Annotated in this window: 1 protein-coding gene; it reads left to right on the forward strand. The window is 54.1% G+C overall.

Features of this window, described 5'->3' with window-relative positions:
* The coding region (gene tuf / locus O3S68_RS24185; RefSeq protein ID WP_052679840.1) for an elongation factor Tu at positions 1–1,097 on the forward strand (1,097 nt) is incomplete at both ends.

A 1,097-nucleotide genomic window follows, 5' to 3' on the forward strand; every position in this document is an offset into this window, starting at 1 on the left:
CTGACTGCTGCAATCACTACCGTTCTGGCTAAAACCTACGGTGGTTCTGCTCGCGCATTCGACCAGATCGATAACGCGCCGGAAGAAAAAGCTCGTGGTATCACCATCAACACGTCTCACGTTGAATATGACACCCCGACTCGCCACTACGCACACGTAGACTGCCCGGGCCACGCCGACTATGTTAAAAACATGATCACCGGTGCTGCGCAGATGGACGGCGCGATCCTGGTTGTTGCTGCGACTGACGGCCCGATGCCGCAGACCCGTGAGCACATCCTGCTGGGTCGTCAGGTAGGCGTTCCGTACATCATCGTGTTCCTGAACAAATGTGACATGGTTGATGACGAAGAGCTGCTGGAACTGGTAGAGATGGAAGTTCGTGAACTGCTGTCTCAGTACGATTTCCCGGGCGACGACACGCCGATCGTTCGTGGTTCTGCTCTGAAAGCGCTGGAAGGCGAAGCAGAGTGGGAAGCGAAAATCATCGAACTGGCTGGCTTCCTGGATTCCTACATTCCGGAACCAGAGCGTGCGATTGACAAGCCGTTCCTGCTGCCGATCGAAGACGTATTCTCCATCTCCGGTCGTGGTACCGTTGTTACCGGTCGTGTAGAGCGCGGTATCATCAAAGTGGGTGAAGAAGTTGAAATCGTTGGTATCAAAGACACCGCGAAATCAACCTGTACCGGCGTTGAAATGTTCCGCAAACTGCTGGACGAAGGCCGTGCTGGTGAGAACGTAGGTGTTCTGCTGCGTGGTATCAAACGTGAAGAAATCGAACGTGGTCAGGTACTGGCTAAGCCGGGTTCCATCAAGCCGCACACCAAATTCGAATCTGAAGTGTACATTCTGTCCAAAGATGAAGGCGGCCGTCACACTCCGTTCTTCAAAGGCTACCGTCCGCAGTTCTACTTCCGTACAACTGACGTGACTGGCACCATCGAACTGCCGGAAGGCGTAGAGATGGTAATGCCGGGCGACAACATCAAAATGGTTGTTACCCTGATTCACCCGATTGCGATGGACGATGGTCTGCGTTTCGCAATCCGTGAAGGCGGCCGTACCGTTGGCGCGGGCGTTGTAGCAAAAGTTCT

The sequence above is a fragment of the Kosakonia sp. SOY2 genome, from assembly GCF_027109175.1.
In the GTDB taxonomy this organism is placed as follows: domain Bacteria; phylum Pseudomonadota; class Gammaproteobacteria; order Enterobacterales; family Enterobacteriaceae; genus Kosakonia.